This is a genomic window from Desulfobacula sp. (genome assembly GCF_014237455.1).
Lineage (GTDB): Bacteria > Desulfobacterota > Desulfobacteria > Desulfobacterales > Desulfobacteraceae > Desulfobacula.
The window spans coordinates 1-18,400 of sequence record NZ_JABZFL010000087.1 but is presented as its reverse complement, the minus strand read 5'-3'; the positions used below and the strand labels follow the sequence as shown (position 1 = coordinate 18,400).

23 protein-coding genes are annotated in these 18,400 nt (G+C 42.5%); 14 read left to right on the top strand and 9 right to left on the bottom strand.

Annotation, left to right across the window (positions count from 1 at the left end):
• The first annotated feature begins 3 nt into the window (after window positions 1–3).
• A complete protein-coding gene (locus HGJ91_RS12635; RefSeq protein ID WP_291348165.1) occupies window positions 4–690 on the top strand; it encodes an ABC transporter permease in 687 nt (228 codons plus the stop codon).
• Window positions 687–1,715: an energy-coupling factor ABC transporter ATP-binding protein gene (locus tag HGJ91_RS12630; RefSeq protein ID WP_291348164.1), complete on the top strand. Its 1,029-nt coding sequence runs from the start codon at window positions 687–689 to the stop codon at window positions 1,713–1,715. Before HGJ91_RS12635 ends, HGJ91_RS12630 begins: the two co-directional genes overlap by 4 nt.
• A gap of 3 nt (window positions 1,716–1,718) precedes the next feature.
• On the opposite strand, the gene HGJ91_RS12625 is transcribed toward HGJ91_RS12630, so the two are convergent.
• From HGJ91_RS12625 to HGJ91_RS12605, 5 genes are read right to left on the bottom strand one after another with little or no spacing between them, the layout of a single operon-like run.
• Window positions 1,719–2,933, bottom strand: a complete 1,215-nt coding sequence (locus HGJ91_RS12625; RefSeq protein ID WP_291348163.1) for an MltA domain-containing protein — start codon at window positions 2,931–2,933, stop codon at window positions 1,719–1,721.
• A 1-nt stretch (window position 2,934) separates the two neighbouring features.
• A complete protein-coding gene (locus HGJ91_RS12620; protein ID WP_291348162.1) occupies window positions 2,935–4,110 on the bottom strand; it encodes a DNA recombination protein RmuC in 1,176 nt (391 codons plus the stop codon).
• A gap of 1 nt (window position 4,111) precedes the next feature.
• On the bottom strand, window positions 4,112–4,588 hold the full coding sequence (moaC, locus tag HGJ91_RS12615) for a cyclic pyranopterin monophosphate synthase MoaC (protein WP_291348161.1): 477 nt from the start codon (window positions 4,586–4,588) through the stop codon (window positions 4,112–4,114).
• An 8-nt stretch (window positions 4,589–4,596) separates the two neighbouring features.
• Window positions 4,597–4,956, bottom strand: coding sequence for a molybdenum cofactor biosynthesis protein MoaE (locus HGJ91_RS12610; protein ID WP_291348160.1), 360 nt, complete (start codon window positions 4,954–4,956; stop codon window positions 4,597–4,599).
• 14 nt (window positions 4,957–4,970) lie between these two features.
• Entirely contained in the window at window positions 4,971–5,579 is a 609-nt protein-coding gene (locus HGJ91_RS12605; protein WP_291348159.1) for a molybdenum cofactor guanylyltransferase, read from the bottom strand.
• A gap of 138 nt (window positions 5,580–5,717) precedes the next feature.
• On the opposite strand from HGJ91_RS12605, the gene pyrR reads away from it, so the two are divergent.
• The 5 genes from pyrR to HGJ91_RS12580 all read left to right on the top strand — a co-directional run bounded on the left by pyrR (window position 5,718) and on the right by HGJ91_RS12580 (window position 9,000).
• On the top strand, window positions 5,718–6,254 hold the full coding sequence (pyrR, locus tag HGJ91_RS12600; RefSeq protein WP_291348158.1) for a bifunctional pyr operon transcriptional regulator/uracil phosphoribosyltransferase PyrR: 537 nt from the start codon (window positions 5,718–5,720) through the stop codon (window positions 6,252–6,254).
• Between the two features lie 3 nt (window positions 6,255–6,257).
• A complete protein-coding gene (locus HGJ91_RS12595) occupies window positions 6,258–6,761 on the top strand; it encodes a molybdenum cofactor biosynthesis protein B (protein WP_291348157.1) in 504 nt (167 codons plus the stop codon).
• 3 nt (window positions 6,762–6,764) lie between these two features.
• Entirely contained in the window at window positions 6,765–7,169 is a 405-nt protein-coding gene (locus HGJ91_RS12590; protein WP_291348156.1) for a hypothetical protein, read from the top strand.
• 46 nt (window positions 7,170–7,215) lie between these two features.
• Window positions 7,216–8,577 (top strand): UDP-glucose/GDP-mannose dehydrogenase family protein, encoded by a 1,362-nt coding sequence (locus HGJ91_RS12585; protein WP_291348155.1) that lies wholly within the window; start codon window positions 7,216–7,218, stop codon window positions 8,575–8,577.
• Between the two features lie 117 nt (window positions 8,578–8,694).
• On the top strand, window positions 8,695–9,000 hold the full coding sequence (locus tag HGJ91_RS12580) for a helix-turn-helix transcriptional regulator (RefSeq protein ID WP_291348154.1): 306 nt from the start codon (window positions 8,695–8,697) through the stop codon (window positions 8,998–9,000).
• A gap of 8 nt (window positions 9,001–9,008) precedes the next feature.
• Here the strand turns inward: HGJ91_RS12580 and ychF are convergent, their stop codons facing one another.
• Window positions 9,009–10,079 carry a redox-regulated ATPase YchF gene (gene ychF, locus HGJ91_RS12575; protein ID WP_291348153.1) on the bottom strand — a complete coding sequence of 357 codons (1,071 nt, stop codon included), beginning with the start codon at window positions 10,077–10,079 and terminating at the stop codon, window positions 9,009–9,011.
• A 100-nt stretch (window positions 10,080–10,179) separates the two neighbouring features.
• Between ychF and HGJ91_RS12570 the strand changes: the two genes are divergently transcribed.
• Window positions 10,180–11,163, top strand: coding sequence for an alpha/beta fold hydrolase (locus HGJ91_RS12570; RefSeq protein WP_291348152.1), 984 nt, complete (start codon window positions 10,180–10,182; stop codon window positions 11,161–11,163).
• Here the strand turns inward: HGJ91_RS12570 and yhbY are convergent.
• Window positions 11,160–11,474 carry a ribosome assembly RNA-binding protein YhbY gene (yhbY, locus tag HGJ91_RS12565; protein ID WP_367142609.1) on the bottom strand — a complete coding sequence of 105 codons (315 nt, stop codon included), beginning with the start codon at window positions 11,472–11,474 and terminating at the stop codon, window positions 11,160–11,162. The two genes, HGJ91_RS12570 and yhbY, sit on opposite strands and share 4 nt — an antisense overlap.
• Before the next feature lie 40 nt (window positions 11,475–11,514).
• Window positions 11,515–12,048 carry a hypothetical protein gene (locus tag HGJ91_RS12560; protein ID WP_291348150.1) on the bottom strand — a complete coding sequence of 178 codons (534 nt, stop codon included), beginning with the start codon at window positions 12,046–12,048 and terminating at the stop codon, window positions 11,515–11,517.
• Window positions 12,049–12,191: 143 nt separating this feature from the next.
• Here HGJ91_RS12560 and HGJ91_RS12555 point away from each other — a divergent pair, with 143 nt between their 5' ends.
• From HGJ91_RS12555 to HGJ91_RS12540, 4 genes are read left to right on the top strand one after another with little or no spacing between them, the layout of a single operon-like run.
• A complete protein-coding gene (locus HGJ91_RS12555; RefSeq protein ID WP_291348149.1) occupies window positions 12,192–12,398 on the top strand; it encodes a heavy metal-associated domain-containing protein in 207 nt (68 codons plus the stop codon).
• Window positions 12,395–13,537 (top strand): mercury methylation corrinoid protein HgcA, encoded by a 1,143-nt coding sequence (gene hgcA / locus HGJ91_RS12550; protein WP_291348148.1) that lies wholly within the window; start codon window positions 12,395–12,397, stop codon window positions 13,535–13,537. The genes HGJ91_RS12555 and hgcA overlap by 4 nt, the downstream gene beginning before the upstream one ends.
• A gap of 22 nt (window positions 13,538–13,559) precedes the next feature.
• Complete coding sequence (gene hgcB / locus HGJ91_RS12545; protein ID WP_291348147.1) at window positions 13,560–13,850, top strand: mercury methylation ferredoxin HgcB; 291 nt, start codon at window positions 13,560–13,562, stop codon at window positions 13,848–13,850.
• A 55-nt stretch (window positions 13,851–13,905) separates the two neighbouring features.
• On the top strand, window positions 13,906–14,346 hold the full coding sequence (locus HGJ91_RS12540) for an arsenate reductase ArsC (protein ID WP_367142608.1): 441 nt from the start codon (window positions 13,906–13,908) through the stop codon (window positions 14,344–14,346).
• 13 nt (window positions 14,347–14,359) lie between these two features.
• Here HGJ91_RS12540 and HGJ91_RS12535 read toward each other — a convergent pair whose 3' ends face one another.
• Complete coding sequence (locus HGJ91_RS12535; RefSeq protein ID WP_291348146.1) at window positions 14,360–15,574, bottom strand: diadenylate cyclase; 1,215 nt, start codon at window positions 15,572–15,574, stop codon at window positions 14,360–14,362.
• Window positions 15,575–15,780: 206 nt separating this feature from the next.
• Here HGJ91_RS12535 and HGJ91_RS12530 point away from each other — a divergent pair, with 206 nt between their 5' ends.
• Both HGJ91_RS12530 and HGJ91_RS12525 read left to right on the top strand, forming a co-directional pair.
• Entirely contained in the window at window positions 15,781–17,547 is a 1,767-nt protein-coding gene (locus tag HGJ91_RS12530; RefSeq protein WP_291348145.1) for an aldehyde ferredoxin oxidoreductase family protein, read from the top strand.
• Window positions 17,532–18,400 (top strand): rRNA adenine dimethylase (locus HGJ91_RS12525; protein WP_291348144.1); only part of this gene is annotated, 869 nt, incomplete at its 3' end. The genes HGJ91_RS12530 and HGJ91_RS12525, both read left to right, overlap by 16 nt.

Below are 18,400 nucleotides of genomic sequence, written 5' to 3'. Positions count from 1 at the left end.
TTTATGGACTTTATCGTTGCAGGCTTTATCAAAGCCATTGAGCTTCTGATAAGCGGCGACAGCTCAACCTGGACTGCTGTCTGGGCAACTATAAAAGTATCCACGGGCTCCATGCTCCTGAGCATTGGAACCGGTCTGCCCTGTGGCTTTCTTCTTGGATATTTTGATTTCAAAGGGAAAAAGCATTTAAGAACGATTCTTGATACCATGCTTGCCCTTCCAACTGTTTTCATCGGCCTTGCTGTTTATGCATTTATTTCACACCAGGGGCCCTTGGGTGAGATGGGGTTGCTGTTTACTTTGACAGGAATTGCCATCGGGCAGACCATCCTTGCCTTCCCGATAGTAGCAGCGATCACTGCCTCTACCATTGAAAGTATCGATCATGATCTCAAGCTGACGCTTATCACCCTGGGTGCCGGTAAGCGGCATATCATTGCCACCTGTCTCTGGGAGGTCAGGTACGGGATCCTGGCAGGGGCGGTCACAGCCTATGGCAGAGTGTTAACCGAAGTCGGTATATCAATGATGGTGGGCGGCAATATAAAATACCATACCAGAACGATTACCACAGCTATTGCCCTTGAAACAAACAAGGGCCTGTTTGCCAATGGCATTGCCCTGGGGCTTGTTCTGATCATGATTGCATTTATTGTAAATCTATCCCTGTCTTTTTTAAGGAAACAATGACAAAAAAAAATCCCGCATACCATTTAAAGGATATTCAACACTATTATGGAAACACAAAAGTGCTGGATATTAATGACCTTAAAATCGTAAAGGGATCGATTACCGGTCTTATCGGGCCTAACGGCAGTGGAAAAAGCACGCTTTTAAAACTATTGGCCTTTGCCCGGAAACCAACCCGGGGACATATCTTTTATAAAGGACGCCTGGAACTTCCTTTTTCACCAACCGTCCGGTCAAAGGTGACGCTTTTGACCCAGAAACCCTATCTTTTAAAACGGACAATTTTTGAAAATATTGCCTATGGTCTGAAGATCAGAAAAGACAAAAAACACCTCGAAGGGAGGGTAAAAAAAGTACTTTCAACCGTCGGGCTTGATTATCAAAAATTTGCCCATAGAAAATGGCACGAATTGTCAGGCGGAGAAGCTCAAAGGGTTGCCATGGCTGCCAGGCTTATCTTAAAACCCGAAGTTCTGCTCCTTGATGAACCCATTGCAAGTGTTGACACTGAAAGTGCCGAGCTGATCCGAAAAGCATCCTTAAAAGCCAGGGATAATTGGGGAGCCACCCTTGTCATTGCAAGCCACGATCTGCAATGGCTCTATTCCATCAGTGATAAACAGCTTTCCATATTCAAGGGGAATATATTTTCCACGGGTATGGAAAATATTATCACAGGGCCCTTTGTAAAAACGGATAAAAAAACCCTTATAAAAAAACTTGATGACGGACAGATCATCACGCTAAAAACCCCTGCCCCAAAAACATGTACTGCCATTATCAGGAAGAAAAACATTTCCATTGACCTTGAAAAACAGCCTGGCAACAGCAGTCTCAATCAATTGTCCGGTCATATCGTTTCCATGCTTTTGGAAAAGCAAACTGAATATATCATGGCCACGATTTCTATCCACGACCTTTCCTTAATTCTCAGGCTTTCTCCCGATCAGATCAGCTGTCTTGATCTCTATCCGGGGAAAAAGGTGGTTCTAACGTTTTCCTCAAATAATGTTGAATGGATTTAAACATTATCCCTGGTCCGGCTTCAGGACAAGAAAAAATAGCTTCCCATATTTATTCATATGACCTGCGGTAAATTCGGCATAATCACCGTTTCCACAAAAAAGGTCTGCCCTTGCAGGCCCTTTAAGAGCACCGCCTGTATCCTGGTTCAATACAAAAAAAGAGGCCTGTTCCCACACCTTTAAAGGGGGGCTGTTTTTTTTATCCGGCAATTGGGCCTGCATAAAGCACAACGCCCCTTTTGGGAATAATCTGCTGTCTGTTGCAATGGAACGAAGAGCTGTGACTTCAACGCCAAGACTGCCATAGGGCCCGCCTTGTTCTTTTTGGAAAAACACAAAGCTCTCATTATGGTGCAGGACTTCATCCATTCTTTCAGGATGCTGCTCAAGCCAGGTTCTGATGGCCTGCATGGACATATTTTCTTTTAAAATCTCATTTTTCCTGATCAGGTATCGCCCGATGGATCGGTATGCATTCCCGTTGCTTGAAGCATAATGAACCCTTAACACATCCCCCTGATCCAGAACAATTTTTCCCGATCCCTGAATTTCCAGAAAAAAACGATCTATCCGGCTTTTGACCCATACGATGGGCACTGATCTTGTGTGAAAATCTTCTAGAAAATTAATTTGCTTCCTTGAATAATATGGCACCACCCTGTTTTTTGAATCGTTGACTCTTGCCATCAGGCGTTTGTGACCTTTGAACTGATCTGAAAACGCTGATAAATCAATTTCCAATAAATCATCCGGCCTGGAATAAACCGGATACGGATAAGCATTACTCTTTTTAAGGCTCCCTTCATAAGTCGGCTCAAAATACCCGGTAAAAAGCACGTCGCCCTCTTCATTCCCTGCTGCTTCATAAACAATAAAATTAGATTTTATAAATGCATTCAATGCTTTGATGGAAGGCTCTTTTTCCAAAAATGCCTTAAAGATTTCCAAAGATGCAATCATATGGGCAGCCGTGTATATCTCTTTTCCATAGTGATATTTTCGTTCCAGGGGCACCTTTTTAAAATACTCAAGGCTGTAATCAATGGAAGCTGTCAACCCTTGAAAATCCAAATTATCAATAAATAAAGGATGTTTCCTATAGTTCAGTTTTTTCAGGGAACTAAACTGTGTAATCTCTTCTCTAACACCGGGAAAGCATCCGGCAAAAAAACAGACCCCGATTACAAGGAAGAAAACCCCTATCTGTTTTATTGACATTTTATTCATCCTCTTGATATCGCCTGCTAAATTCTTTGGCAAACGTTTTTGAATGATCTATTTCCTGTAGATCATCCATGGTTTGAGAAGAGACGTCAAGGCTTTCCAGTTTTTTAGCCGTAGACATAACCCTGGTTTCCATTGCACCCACCGTCCTGTTATAGGTCGTCGCACACTTTTCAATATCTTTTCCAAGACGGTTGATATTATCAGTCATATTGCAAAGCCTGGAAAAAAGCTCTATTCCGAGATGTCTGATCTCTTCTGCATTTTCATAACTTTTTTTTTGTTTCCAGGAATAGGAAACCGCTTTTAAAAGGGCTATCAATGTAGTAGGCGTGGCAAGGATTACCCCTTTTTCTATTCCCTTTTCAATCAGATCCGGACACACTGTCAAAGCTGCGCTGAAAAAATTTTCTCCCGGGATGAACAGCACAACAAATTCAGGGGTTGGCGAAATCTCTTTAAAATAATTCTTGGACGATAAATTTGAAATATGCTTCATTACCTGACGCCCATGATCTTTCATCCGGTCTTTCCTTTCCTCTTCCCCGGATGCTTCAAGTGCATCAAGATAGGCCATCAAAGGAACCTTGGAATCAATAATAATTTTGCGATTTCCCGGCAGCGTGACCACCATATCAGGCCTGATAGACCCCTTGCCGCTCCCGGATGAAAGTTGTTCTTCAAAATCACAATACTCGGCCATCCCGGCCAGTTCCGCCACTCTCTTTAAGGTGATTTCCCCCCATCGCCCCCTGACATGGGGAACCCTTAATGCCTTAACAAGGTTTCCTGTTTCAACATGAAGAAGGTTCTGATGCCGCCCCATCTCCAGAAGCTTTTCAGCGATGGAACCATAGGCCTTTTCCCTGTCTTTTTCCATAATATTGAGATGGGCTTCATATTTATCAAGGGTCTGTCTCACAGGATCAACCGTTCTTAAAATTTCATTTCCCTTGATATCAAAATCTTTTCTGGCTTCTTTTACATAGGAAGAAAAATATTTATCCGCAAGATCCATGAATTTAGCGGAATTATTAAACAATACCTCATTAGATAAATTTTTCAGTTTTTTTGAAAAAAACAGACCCCCTGATTTTGCAAGGATGGCACAGACAAGTACCCCTACACAAAACCCACTCCCCAGATATGCCAAATTTTCAAGAGTGATCACACTATTTTGCAGAATATATTCCGCTTTTACCTCCTGATTTGGATTTCAGATAGATATCGGATATTCTCATGCCCCTGTCATAGGATTTGCACATGTCATATATGGTTAAGGCCGCAACGGAAACAGCCGTCAATGCTTCCATTTCAACGCCGGTTTTTCCTGTCAGCGACACTTCGGCTTCAATATCAATGGCATGGTTTGCCTTATCAAAGGAAAAATCGATCCTGGCATGGGTGATATTTAACGGGTGACACATGGGAATCAAATCCGATGTTTTCTTTGCTGCCATGACACCGGCAATCCTCGCTGCTTCAAGAACATTTCCCTTTTTCACTTTTTCATCCATAATCCTGGCAAGGGTATCTGGTTCCATTGAGATCTTCCCGCCAACAACGGCAACCCGCTTGGTTTCGGCCTTATCTCCCACATCCACCATTCTGACCCTGCCGTCTTTATCAAGGTGCGTAAAATCCGTCATTTTTTTACCTATTTAAAATATTGTTTTTTGCTTGTTGCCTCAGTCTTTACTAAATTCAACGTGTCCGTCAATGCTTCAAGTACATTCTCCCGGATATCCCCTGCAACCACCAGAAACATCACATCATCACCAATATCAAGTTTAACACCCTCATTGACATGAATCAGGATATCAATAATTCCCGGCCTTTTTTTCTGTTCATCAAGAATCTGATCCAGCCTGTCATGGTCAACCACAACTTCAAGTCCGGTCACTTCATCGCCTTCCCGGGACGTGGCCCTGACCACACCGTTATGGCATAAAATCATCCCAGCCTTATGGTAATCAGGATGTTGTTTTATCTGCTCCACCATTGTTGCTATATTCATATCTCTCCCCTTATTTACTGCCCTGTTTTATTTGCGATTGTTTTGGCTTTCTCAAGATCTTCTGGTGTATTCACATTAAAAATAAACCTCATTTTGGGGTCCAGCATTTTTAATTGTTCCACTGGAATCTCCTTGACCTTTTTTTTTCTGAAAAATTTTTTAATCATAAAAATATTTTTTTTGAGATTTTCCTCTATCAAGGGAATACAATCCTTTGAATACACGGCAGACAATGCTTCAAGCCCATCATCCGTGCGGGGAATAATCACTTCATACCCCGGCTGAATCTGATCCACGATATATTCAACAATCGACTGCTCGATAAAAGGAGTGTCACAGGCCGCTACATACGCATATGGATAAGATGCATAAAAAAGACCTGCATGAAGACCTGCGAGCGCGCACTTTGAAGGAATGATATCTGTCACAATTGTCATGTCCCATCCGGCAAACTCTTCTGGTTCGTTTACCACGATAATGACTTCCTTAAACAGATTCGAGAACAATCCATAAATACTTTCAAGAATCATGAAATCCCCGATCTTTCTAAAGGCCTTCTTCTTTCCCGGCAGCCTGCTGTTTTTCCCGCCGGCCAGTATCACACCTGTACAGTTAAATTTCATTCACACTATTCCTGCTCAAAAGTAAAATTTTATCCTACACTGATTATAGCAACTTAAAGTTAAAATCAAGGTGTTGCCCGCCATAAAAAAAGATGATACACATTCTAAAACACATATAAATCAAGGGAAGACCGTAACATGAAAAGAAAAAAGACCATCCTGAACGATCAGGATTTTAAAAGGATCATCACAAGAATGTCCCATGAAATTATTGAAAAACACAAAGGGACCCAGAACCTTGCTCTTGTCGGGATACAGACACGAGGGGATTTCCTTGCAAAAAGACTGGCTGATCAGATCCAAAAAATAGAAAACGTGACGCTGCCCGTCGGCAGCATGGATATCAACATGTACAGGGATGACTGGACAAAAATCAGCCACCAGCCCATTGTACGACCTTCCAATATTCCTTTTTCCGTGGATGACATGGATATTATCCTTGTGGATGATGTGCTGTTTACAGGGCGAACCATCAGAGCCGCCATGGATGCCTTAATGGATTTTGGCAGGCCTTCCCGTATTGAGCTTGCCATCCTGGTGGACAGGGGGCACAGGGAACTTCCCATCCAGGCGGATTACAAAGGGATATCCATCAATACCGAACATCAGGATATGATCAATGTTCTGGTAGCGGAACATGACAAACAGGATTTAGTTTACATAGAACAGGATTAAAACATGAGCACACTTTTACACAAAAAAAACGTGCCGGATGATATTAAAATTGCCGTGATATCCGTCTCAACAACCCGAAATCTGTCAGAGGACAAATCCGGTGCATGGATAAAAAAACAGGCCAGAAAAGAAGGCTTTGAAGTGGTGATTCATCAAATAGTAACCGATGATAGTGCTGCCATCAAAGAATTAACCGAACACGTCACCCAAAAGATCTGCCCTGATGCCATTATCATGACAGGCGGTACCGGCATCAGTCCCAAAGATGTTACTATTGAAGCGGTTAAGCCATTGTTTGAAAAAGAACTTTCCGCCTTTGGCCCTCTTTTTGCCCAGCTAAGCTTTGAAGAGATTGATTCGGCAGCCATCCTCTCCCGCGCAACCGCCGGAATCATAAAACAGACCATTATCTTTTGCATGCCGGGCAGCATCAAAGCCTGCAAGCTGGCCTGCAATGCCCTGATATTTCCTGAACTTGGACACCTCTTGAAACACATTAAGGAATAAAAAATGAAAGAACTTGAAACCTTTATTGATAACTGGAACGAAACCGACTCAAAAACAAAACAGGCGTTTATCCAAATTTATGAACACTTAAAAACACTTGAGGATACCACCCTGGAATTCCATGCAAGGCCAAAAGTGAGCTATTCTTTACGCCCGAGGCACAACAGCCAGAAAAACCGCTCTTTGTTTGCCATGGTGGATGTCATAGATGATGATCCCGACGACAGATGGCTGTCTGTCTGCTTTTATGGTGAGATGATCACAGATCCTGAAGAAGCCGGCGACCTCATCCCCGAAGGCCTCCTTGGTGAAGACGGATACTGCTTTGACCTGTATGAATACAACAAGGATGAAATTAGATACTTGAAACAAAGGCTTTCCCAGGCACACGAAAACGCTAAAGAATAATTTTTTGATACTACCTTGTTATTCATAAAAAAAAGGATTTAAATTAATGAAACTTACCATTATCGGTACAGGATATGTAGGGCTTGTGACAGGGGCATGTTTTTCAGAAGTGGGAAGCCGTGTAACCTGTGTGGATGTTGATACAGAAAAAATCAAAAATCTGAAAAAAGGAATTTTGCCGATTTATGAACCAGGTCTTAAAGCCCTGGTATTTCAAAATTATAAGGAAGGGCTTTTAAATTTTTCCACCAGCCTTGCAGAGGTTGCAAAAACGTCCAGTGTTTTTTTTATTGCTGTGGGAACACCTCAGGGTGAAGACGGATCTGCAGACCTTCAATATGTTCTCCGGGTGGCAAAAGAAATTGGGCAAAATATAAATGAGTATGCAATTATTATAAACAAGTCCACTGTACCGGTCGGCACTGCTGATAAAGTAAGAAAAATCCTTGAGGCTGAACTGGAAAAAAGGGGAAAAGATATAAAATTTGATGTGGTCAGCAATCCTGAATTTCTAAAGGAAGGGGCTGCGGTTAAAGATTTTCTAAAGCCGGACAGGATTGTGATGGGAACGGATTCTCCAAGGGCTGCCAAGATCATGAGACGTTTATATGCGCCTTTTTCCAGAAATCGGGACAAAGTAATTCTCATGAATGTCCGTGATGCGGAGATGACCAAATATGCAGCCAATTCCATGCTGGCCACCAAGATATCCTTTATGAACGAAATCGCCAATATCTGCGAGCGGCTGGGGGTGGATGTTGAAAATGTCAGAAAAGGAATCGGAGCTGATACCCGGATCGGATATTCCTTTATTTATCCGGGGTGCGGGTATGGGGGGTCTTGTTTTCCCAAGGATGTAAAGGCCTTGATACGGTCCAGCCGGGAAGTGGGGTTTGAACCAGGGCTTCTGGATGCGGTTGAAAAGCGGAATATGGAGCAGAAGCGGGTACTGACGGGAAAAATCAACGCCCGGTTCTCCAATGACTTGGCAGATAAGATATTTGGTGTCTGGGGAATGTCGTTCAAGCCCGGCACCGATGATATGAGAGAGTCCTCTTCCATTGTTCTGATTGAGGAGCTGATAAAAGCCGGTGCCCGTGTCAGGGCCTATGACCCGGTGGCTCTGGATCAGGCAAAAAAAGAATTTCCTGAAAAATGGCTTGAGGACGGTCGGCTTATGTTTGCGGACAATCAGTACCATGCTGTTGAAGGAGCCGATGCCATGGTGTTGGCAACGGAATGGAAGGCATTCCGGCAGCCTGATTTCAAAGCCCTGTCAGATCTTTTGAAACATAAAATCATTTTTGACGGCAGGAACCAGTATGACCCTGAAGAAATGATGGAAAAGGGATTTGAATATCACGGTATCGGACGGGAAATTTCCGGAATTTATAGGAAAAGTCCTTGACAATAGGAAAATTTCTTGACAACTTGATATTATTCAAATATTTTGTTGGCTGGTGTATGTGTTACCGGTTCAATTTTTTTTGGTTTGATCATAATTTTTGCGGAATATCAGCCAAGAATGGCGTGGACTGTAAAATGGAATAAAAAAATGGAAAAAGGGAAAAACAGATTTATACCAATTGGACTGGATAAGCTTAAGGAAATTGGCCCGAACAGGCTTAAGGAAATCCGGGTTGGTCAGGGACTCACCATAACGGCTCTTTCTAAATATGCGAATGTGAGCACAAAGGTGATAAGCCAGACGGAAAGGATGTTGATAGATCCGACCCTTGTGACAAAAAACAAAATTGTAAAAGGGCTGAATGCCGTAAGGTCAACGCGCGAAAAATTATTGGATTATAAAGACGTTTTCCCTGATTTCTGATTGTCCGGTCAAACAGAAAACCTGATATTTAAAATATCCCCATCTTCAACAAGGTAGTCCTTGCCTTCCACATAAATTTTGCCGCCCTTTTTAAGTTCTGCTTCACTGCCTGCTTCCATGAGTTCATCATATTTGAATACTTCGCCCCGGATAAAACCTCGTTCAAGGTCGGAATGGATTACTCCCGCCGCCTGGGGCGTTTTTGCACCCTTTCTGACCAGCCACTGCCGGACCTCATCCTTTCCAACCGTAAAAAAAGAAATCAGATTTAACGATTTAAGGCAGAGCTTTGTTAAGCTTTCAAGTGCGGTCTCTTTAATACCAAGGTCTTCTAAAAATTCATCTTTTTCTTCCTGGGTATCCAGCATGGCAATTTCTGCCTCAACCTTTGCGGACACCAGCATGACTTCCATCTCTTGAATTTCACAGCTTTGTTTGAATGATGACAGAAGGGCCTCATTTCCGAGATCATCTTCAGACACGTTAACGGCAATGACCAATTTTTTTCTTGTAATAAAAGGATAGCTTCTGATCATCTTTTCTTCATCATCCATTAATTCAATCAATCTTAGTGGCTTTTCCACTTCAAGAGTATCTTTCAGCTTGTTCATCGACACAAGTTCTTTTTGCTGACCTTCATCTTTTATCTTTTTGACCATGGCCTCAAGGCGTTCGATTCGTTTTTCAACAAATATCTGATCGTGCATGATCAACTCGGAATTGACCATCTCAAAATCCCTTATGGCGTCCACAGACCCCTGGGAATGATAAATGGCATCATCTTCAAAAGCACGTACCACATGGCAAATGGCATCCATGTCTGCAATATCTCTGAAAATCTCACCTTTGGAAATGGTCTCAGCTTCCATTTTAGGCAGTAGAACAAGATCAATTCTTGCTCTCACATTTTTTTTGGGTTCATACATTTCAACAAGTTTATTAAATCTTGAATCAAGAATGTCTGCGGCACCGGGCACGGGTTTAAATGCTTTGGACGGTTCTTTAATCTCATTTCCTGTTAAAATCTGAAACAATGTTTTTTTACCTGTCTGAGGCAGGCCGATAATTCCAACCTTCATGGTTTAGCTGTATCCTTATTTAAATTAAAATTTTACATCATGGGAAAAATAATATATCAAATTTATAAATAATTAAACAGTACAAATAAGGAGCATGTCTGTGCCTGAAAATATTTATACCCCGCCCTTTCTTTTTGGAAACGGTCACATTCAGACGATCTTTCCTGTGGTTTTCAGAAAAGTTGATTCTGTTTGCTACAAAAGAGAAAGGATCACAACCTTTGATAATGATTTTCTTGATATCGACTGGTCAACAAATAATAATAACAGGCTTGCCATTGTATCCCATGGTCTGGAAGGCAATAGTGGCAGAGCCTATGTCAAAGGCATGGTAAAAGCTGTCAATAATGGGGGATGGGATGCGCTGGCATGGAATTACAGATCCTGCAGCGGTGAGCCCAATCGCCTGCTTCGATCCTATCACAATGGGGTGACGGATGATTTGTCCTGGGTGATCCATCATGCCAAACACAGATATCCATATAAAGAAATTGCGCTTGTCGGCTTCAGCCTTGGCGGGAACCTGACCCTTTTGTACCTGGGAAGGGAAACGCCTGATCCCATTGTCAAAAAAGCGGTGGTATTCTCTGTCCCCTGTGATTTAAAAGCCAGCTCAAAAATTTTAGCAAAGCCTGTAAACAAAATTTATATGAAACGATTCCTGGTAATGCTGCATCAGAAGATCAAGGCAAAAATGAAAATCCTGCCGGGACTGATTGATGATAACGGGTATCATAAAATCAAAGACTTTAAGGCATTTGACAATAGGTATACAGCCCCCGTTCATGGGTTTAAAAATGCCTATGATTATTGGGAAAAATGTTCCTGCAAACCGTTTATTCCCGATATCACTGTTCCGACACTTATCATCAATGCGGTTAATGATCCGTTTTTACCCGAAGCATGCTTCCCCGTCAAAGAGGCTGGATCCAACAAACATGTAACACTCAGCATGCCGGAATCAGGAGGGCATGTGGGATTTGTCTCCTTTAACAAGGAGAACTTATACTGGTCGGAAAAACAGGCTGTAACATTCTTAAACAGCAATGATCCCTCCCGGGCTTTAAAAGAGCATGAGGGTTAAGGCAATCTGATCTGTTGTTTTTCCACATCTTTATGCGGACGGTACAAAATAATCACGTGCCCTATCATGCCGGCTATATGGGATCGGGTGGCTTTGGCAATCTCCTTTGTCAAAACATTTTTCTGATCTTTTTCTTTATAATCATTAAATTTCACCTTGATCAGCTCTGCTGCTTCAAGGGCCTGATCAATCTCTCCGATAAGCATGTCGGTAATCCCTTTCTGACCGACAAAAGCAGACGGGTTCAGATTGTGGGCAAGCCCCCGTAAATACTTTTTTTGTGATCCTTTTAATTCTTTCAAGTCAACCATCCTTCAACTTTTCATTTTTAAAATCGGTATCATATCAAATTTATAGATTTGGGCATGATACCCGAATAAATTCTTCTTCCATTTTATTACGAAGGTCTTTGATATCTATCAAGAGCTTATCAATACTTTCCTTTATTTTATGATGATGAAGCACCAGATATTTTTTCTGAACAGAACAAAAATACCAGATACAGACAAAAGGACGTTCAATCCTTGAAAGCATACACCCTTTTTCAGAAAAATGCCAACAACTCCGTTGCCGGTTTCCCTCTATTTTTTTTATTATTTGTGATTCAGGAAACGTATTTAGACCAAAATAAATATAAAGTAAATCTTTAAAATCATACCATATGGTTGCTCTTACACAGCAGACATCCTCACAATACACACAGGTATGTGAACAAATCTTTTCTATCGGCTCTGACAGTTCTTCAAATTTCTGTCTGATCTTTATTGCCGTATCATAGACCCTGTCAAGTTTGCCCTCATACAACCTGTCAATTCTTTTTATGGATAAAATAACCTGGTTCCATTCTTCAGCAGAACACCAGGGAATATTGGCATGACCTTTCATTTCCGATATGTTTCCCTTTATCAAATATCACCGCCGGTAACGTATTGCCGACATGTTGACGAAAATTTTTTGATCATTATTATACACTTATATGGTATGATTCAACTGAAATCGATTTTAACTTTTTAAAAGGAGAGTTAAACATGGCTTCACGAAAAGCAACCCTGAATGTAGAAGGTATGAGCTGTAGCCATTGCTCGGGAACGGTCCAAAGGACCCTTGAACAGATAGAAGGCATTTCCAATGTATCTGTTGATCTTAATGCAAAAAAGGCATCTTTTGATACTGATAATTCAGAACTTGTTGATAAAGCGATTAAAGAAATAAATAAGGCCGGATACAGGGCATGAAAATATCAACCTCCGGCGTTAATCTCCTGTCCTCCATGGATGAAGTCTCTTTACACAGCTCGACTGAGCGATCCAACCCCATGGTCGATTATGAGAAACCAGGGTTTAAACTGTGCGCCTATGTGGACAGATTTATTAAAACCAATGCCGGGGTTATTCCCATCATCAAATCAACGCTTGAAAAAAAAGACCTTTTCTCAACCTTTTATGTAAGGTGCGGCATCCGTCGGCATACTTATACAGTGGCTCCCGGTCTTTACGCCATCGGAAAACCAGACAAAAATTGTGAGGTTCTTGTTACTGCAAATTTTAAATTGACGTTTGATCATTTGCGAAAGGAACTGAGTGATATCAATGCATGGATTCTGGTACTGGATACAAAAGGGATCAATGTCTGGTGCGCGGCAGGGAAGGGAACCTTTTCAACCCGGGAACTTGTGAAAAAGATTAAAGACTGCTCCCTTGAAAAAATCGTGGATCATAAACGGGTCATTGTTCCTCAACTGGGAGCGACAGGCGTATCAGCAAGAGATGTCAAAAAGCAGTCCGGATTCAGGGTGGTGTATGGTCCGATACGGGCCAAGGATATCCCAATTTTTCTAAAAAATAACAGAAAAGCGGATAAAAAGATGAGACAGGTCTCCTTTGAGCTGTATGAACGGTTCATCCTGACACCTGTAGAAATTCAAATCGTGCTGAAACCAGCCCTGATCACAGCACTTATTCTGTTCATTATTTCCGGTTTTGGACCGGATATTTTTTCTTTTCCAGGGGCCTGGGAAAGAGGGATGATTTCTGTTTTTGCCCTTGCGGCAGGAATATTTTCAGGTGCCTTTGTTACCCCGATCCTGCTTCCTTTTATCCCCTCCAGGGAATTTGCTCTCAAGGGAATCATTACCGGAAGTATTTTTGCCATACCCCTGATGACTATAATATCGTTTGTCGTTAGCGGGTTTGCAGGATTGCTGGCACTTTTTTTATTCAGTGTGACCATCAGTTCTTATCTGGCTATGAATTTTACCGGAGCAACACCGTTTACGTCGCCCTCAGGGGTTGAAAAAGAAATGAAACGGTACCTCCCTGTGCAATTGGCAAGCCTTGTGATTTCATCCGGGCTCTGGATATATTCTGCATTTTGACCTAAAGTCGAAGGATTTAAATATGGAAAAATTAAAATATTTAGATGATGTATCGAGCCTGGTACTTGATGAAGAAAAATGTATCGGCTGCAGCTTGTGTACCGAAGTCTGTCCTCAAGCGGTTTTTGAAATGAAGCAGAACAAAGCCCAAATTGTTGATTTTAATGCCTGCATGGAATGTGGTGCCTGTGTTAACAATTGTCCTTCAGAGGCCATATCCGTCAGTCCGGGTGTCGGCTGAGCCGCCTATATTATCCAGGTCTGGATAAAAGGAAAAGAAAACGCCTCCTGTGGCAGTGGCGAGTGTTGTTGAGCGCCAGTATGAAACGATAGCTCTTTTTCTCTTTATGATACGATTTTAAAAAATAATGGACAAATTAAAGATACTGTTTCTTTGTACTGGCAATTCATGCCGAAGCCAGATGGCCGAAGGGTGGACAAGACACTTGAAAGAAGATTTTATTGATGTTTATTCTGCCGGGATTGACCCCCAAGGGATAGATCCTCATGCGGTTACCGTTATGGCTGAGGCAGGCGTTGATATAACAGACGGAAAAGCCCAACACTTGAATAAATTTAAAAATAAACCTTTTGACTATGTCATCACGGTATGCGGTCATGCCCATGAAACATGTCCCAGATTCCCCGGCGGCAGTAAGATCATTCATGTGGGATTTGATGATCCTCCTGAAATGGCAAAACAATATGAAACTCGTGAAGAAAAACTTGATTGCTACAGAAAAATCAGGGATGAGATCAAAGCATACATACTGACCCTGCCCTGCAGTCTAAACATTTTCCACAGATAAAAACAAAAGGACCCTAATAAAGCTCACTTTCTATGGAAGGCTTGTCTTCCTGATCTGGTTTTGGCCTCTTTCCAAGTGTCAACTCAATCCTTGCCGGGGTGATATGTACAATATGAACTCTGTCATTGGGCAGTGTTAAATTCCCTGTGGTAATATTGTAAAAGGATGTTCCGGGCCTTGCTGAAAACAAATCAATAGAAGTGATGATATTGTTTTCGTCCAACAGGCTGACATCTTTTCTAAGTCCGCGACAGATAATAGAAATTTTTGGATCAATCGGCTGAGATACCATGAGCCCTGCCGGAGTATTCCTGAAGTTAAGCGGCAGGTTGATTTTCTTTTCAAAATTTTGCTGCCCTGCAAAAAGCAGCCACATAATAAAAACCAGGGCCAAAACTATTGTTTTAATTTTATACCGCCTGGTAAACCAGGATTTTATCTTCTTTTTAATATCCGTATCTGTCTCTTTAAAGTCAAAGGCCGCGTCCTCAAGAAGAGCGGCCAGCTCCTTTTCATCATTTACTTTTCGAATATCATTATCAACAGCAAAGGAAACTTCCCCTCTTTCCTCTGAAATAATCATCACCCAGGCATCGCATTGTTCTGTCAGCCCTAAAGCGGCCCTGTGCCTGGTTCCCCATTCCTGTGGCAGATCTTCTCTTGCAGATAAGGGCAGATAGCAGGATGTTTTTAAAATTTTCCCTTTGGAAACAAGGATAGCCCCGTCATGCAGAGGAGATTCTTTATAAAAAATAGAGTCCAATATTTCAGGCTGAGGATCGCATTCCATGGAAATCCCTTTTGTGATCAAATCAAATACAAGATCTATTCTTTCAAAAACAATGAGCGCACCGATTCTTTTTTTTGCCACATCAAACGCCCAGCCTGCAAACGGCGGAACCCAGCCATCAGCTGCTGATTTATATTTAAAACCTATGGTTTTCAGGGGGTTAAACCGCTCAAGCATTTGCCTGATTTCTCTTTGAAAAAGGATAATCAAAAGAATCACAAAGACCTGCCACAAAATTTGAAACACCCAGGTGGTTAAAAAAAGTCCCCAGGATTTGGCCACAATGAAAACCCCGCTTAAAAGAATAATACCAATCAGGGCTTTAAAGGCTTTGGTGCCCCAGAACCAGATATAGAGCTGATAGGAAACAATGGAAATAAACAAAATATCAAGAATATCCGGCAGTCCGATATTTGACAATATAGCAAACAAATTCATAAGGCACCTTTCTCCAGTTTGATTTACCGGATACTATGACATATTTCGCTTTGATTTGTATAGTGTAAAACTTTGAAGTGCTTTGTATCATTTCTTATTATCGTATGATATTGATAAAAAAATAACCACTGGCGGCCAACTGAAGGCGATATGGGGAATTCGCCCAAAGAGCATGGACCGGCGAAACAAATAGGATTCGAACTGATATGCACGGATGGACCGGAAACATACTGGTAATTAATTTGACAAAAAAAAGCATTGAAATTGAAAAACCCGGTCTTGACATCTTTAACCGGTATGTCGGTGGCAAAGGATTAGGCGGCAGATACTTAAGACAATGTGCAACGCTACCCTGGGATCACCCCGACATGGTGATCTGTATCTTTACCGGGCCTCTCACAGGAACCATCTCCCCTACATCAGGACGGGCCCATATCCTCTCAAAATCACCGCTCACAGGACTTGTGGGAGATTCCTCCGTTGGTGGAAAACTTGCCACCCGGCTCAAGCGTGCAGGCTGGGACGGCATTGTCATCAAAGGCAAAAGCGAAACGCCTGTCGGCATTACGATAAAGGATAACCGGGTAGAGTTTAAAGAAGCTAATGGATTATGGGGTCTTGATACAAATGCTGTCCATAAACAAATCAGGCCGGGAAATGCATCTTTAGCATCTATCGGACCTGCGGCTGAAAATGGTGTGCGGTTTGCTTCCATAATAGTAGACCGCCATTTCGCTGCCGGCAGAAGCGGACTTGGACTTTGCCTTGCCCAGAAAAAGATCAAATATCTCCTGGTGGACGGTACTGGTCATTGTAAGGTAAAAAACTCTAAAAAGCTTAAAGCGGCAAGAGAAGACATCTTAAGACTTACAGCCGCCTCTCCTGCACTGATGGGGCAATTCGGTTTCACCTGTCTTGGTACAGGGGCGGTATATGATCTCATGGACAACCGCAGGATGATGCCTACGGATAATTTTCGCCGCACCCGTTTTGAGCACGCATCCAGACTCAATGCAGCCGCCTACACCAAAACCTATGGACCCGAAAAACACGGGTGTCTTGGCTGCCATATCCTTTGCAAAAAAATCGGGATAAGAAACGGACAATCCGTGGCCATGCCGGAGTTTGAAACCATGTCTCATTTTACAGCTCTGATCGGCTGTATGGATACCAGACTTGTCGTAAAAGCCAATGAACGATGTAATTATTTTGGTATGGATACCATATCTGCGGCGTCAACTCTGGCCTGCAGGCGTGAAATAACCGGCCTTGATTACACACCGGACAAGGTCTTATCTCTTTTGGATGATATGGCGCTTGGGAGAGGTGAAGGAAAAGACCTTGCCCTGGGAACAAAAAAGTATGCAAAAAAAATGGGAGCCCCTCAAGCTGCTATGGCAGTCAAAGGGATGGAACTTCCGGCCTATGATCCCAGAGGGGCTTACGGCATGGCACTGGGATATGCCCTGTCCACCCGGGGCGGATGTCATTTACGTGCCTATCCCATCAGTCATGAAATATTCAGGAAACCTGTGGCCACCGATCGATTCAGTTTCAGCGGCAAGGCCAGGATTATAAAAATTGCCGAAGATCTGAATGCTGTTGTGGACTCACTTATAGCCTGTAAGTTTACTTTTTTTGCTGCCGGACTGGAAGAATATGCAAGTGTCTTTGAAGCTGTCACAGGAATTGAAACCAGTGCCCAGGATCTCTTAAAAAAAGGGGAACGCATTTATTATAACGAACGAATCATGAATGCGCTGAACGGCTTTAACGCTAACGATGACGACCTGCCGGATCGATTTTTCACAGACCCTGGTTCAAGCACAAATCATATCCATATCCCCCCCATTAACAGGGATGCTTTCCTGGATACCAGAAAAAAATATTATAATATTCGAGGACTTACCTTCAATGGTATGCCTCTGAAAAATAAAGCACAAACACTTGGACTTTTATGGAACAACTTGTAAATAAATATGCAGACAAACTGGTTCAGGCAGGACTAGGGCTGAACTCTGGCCCTTCGCAGCCATTGATTGGCGGGCTGGACGATACCCTTGTCTGGAACCGCAAGGCAGATGAAACCCGTCTTCTGGAAAATATTTTTAAAGGTCTGAACATAAACTCTCTGGTTTTTTTAAGGCCCAAAGAACCCTATGGCAGCCTGATACGCTTTTTGGCAGAAAATGCCCTTAAATCCAATGGATTGATCCAGCCAAAAGATTGTGAAACAAGAACCTTTCTACATGATCTTCCCGTGATTAACGAATTTTGCACAGACCAAATCATTCAGGTGTTAAAAAAAAGAAAGAGCGTGATCATTGCACCTGGAAGAACCGATAGTCATTTCAGCGGCCCTGCAATTATCGCCTCCGGCACAGTCGGTCCGGAACAGGGCTTTGTAACCATAAGCTCTGTCTGTTTTGCAGGCTTTATCAAGTTTTTCACAGATTATCTGGAAGCACTTCAGCTGGGAGTTGCCACTGCTGATGCCCAGGATCTGTTTGACTCCATCATCCCGTATGTGAAACCGATACAAAAAAAATTGCCCGAATTTATCCCGTCTCCTTTCCCAAATGAAGAAACCGTTTATTCAGCCATTATTGAGGCGGGTCGAAAAACGGTTGAATATGGACTTGTGGACTCCTATTTCGGCAATGTCTCCTATTTCTGGAACAAAACCCTTTACATCAGTCAAACCGGAAGCTCTCTGGATGAACTTGGCGGATGCATTGATCCGGTTCCCCTGGACGGTTCCACCAGTGCCGGGCTTACCGCCTCAAGTGAACTGACAGCCCATCTGGAAACCATTTCCCGCACCGG